Source organism: Mesorhizobium sp. M1E.F.Ca.ET.041.01.1.1 (assembly GCF_003997355.1).
Taxonomy (GTDB): Bacteria; Pseudomonadota; Alphaproteobacteria; order Rhizobiales; family Rhizobiaceae; genus Mesorhizobium.
On the sequence record NZ_RZSL01001084.1, the window covers coordinates 1 to 1,057 of the forward strand.

The 1,057-nt window shown below is 67.5% G+C and carries 1 protein-coding gene; it reads right to left on the reverse strand.

Annotated features, from left to right (window positions below; all coding sequences use genetic code 11):
• Window positions 1-40 precede the first annotated feature (40 nt).
• Window positions 41-1,057: FAD-dependent oxidoreductase (locus tag EOA38_RS37530; protein WP_127301578.1), on the reverse strand; the 1,017-nt coding region annotated here is incomplete at its 5' end.

The following is a 1,057-nucleotide window of genomic DNA, read 5'->3' on the forward strand; positions in this document are numbered from 1 at the left end:
CCATATCGCTAGATCCCTCAATGCCGGTTGGAGAGGTGGACTATGCCGCCAGCAGCGACTTCAGCTTGACCGTTTGCGAGCCGAGCGCCTCCGGCGCCGGGCTTGCCCCCTTCGCGATCAGCATCTCCGCCAGGCGGATATCGCGCGCCACGGCATTGCCGGGACCGATGCCGCTGGCGGCGACCAGCCTGCCGTCTTCCGCCAGGTGGAACAGGATGAAGGCGCCGTCGTCGAGGTCGCGTCGGACGGTGCTTTTGCCCTCGTCCGAAAGCCCGGCGATCTGCAGCGTGAGCCCGTACTGATCCGACCAGAACCATGGCACCGCGGCATGCGCCTCGTTGGCGCCCAGCATGTTCTTCGCGGCTAAAGCGCCCTGTTCCTGCGCATTGCGCCAGGCTTCCAGCCGCACGCGCCGCCCGCCATAGACGGCGAGCGGAAAGGAGCAGCAGTCACCTGCGGCGAAGATATCCGGATCCTCGCTGCGCAGCGTGTCGTCGACCGCGATGCCGTTGTCGATTGCCAGTCCCGCTTCGGCGGCGAGCGCCGTCACCGGCACGGCGCCGATGCCGATCACCGCGAGATCGGCGACAACCTCCTGCCCGTCTGCAAGCGCGATACGAACCTCGCCGCCATTGTCGGCAATGGCCGTGATGCCCTGTCCCGTAAGGACTTTCACACCCTCGGCCTCGTGCGTCTTGTGGATGATTTCGGCGATCTCGCTAGGTACGCCGCGCATCAGGATGCGCGGCTGCGCTTCGAGCACCGTGACGGTGGCGCCGAGCTTGCGCGCCGAGGCGGCAAGCTCGAGGCCGATGAAGCCGCCACCGATGATGGCGACGCGATTTCCCGCGCTGAGATGGGCGCGGATGGCGAGCGCGTCGTTGAAGGTCCTGAGATAGACGCAGCGTCCGCCCAGGCCCGGGATCGGCAGCTTGCGCGGCACGGACCCGGTGGCGAGCAGCAGCTTGTCGTAGGGCGGCGAATCTCCCTCCGAGAGCCGCTCGTCTTGCGCGGCGCGGTCGCTTGCCACGGCCCGGACGGAATGGATGTGACGGAT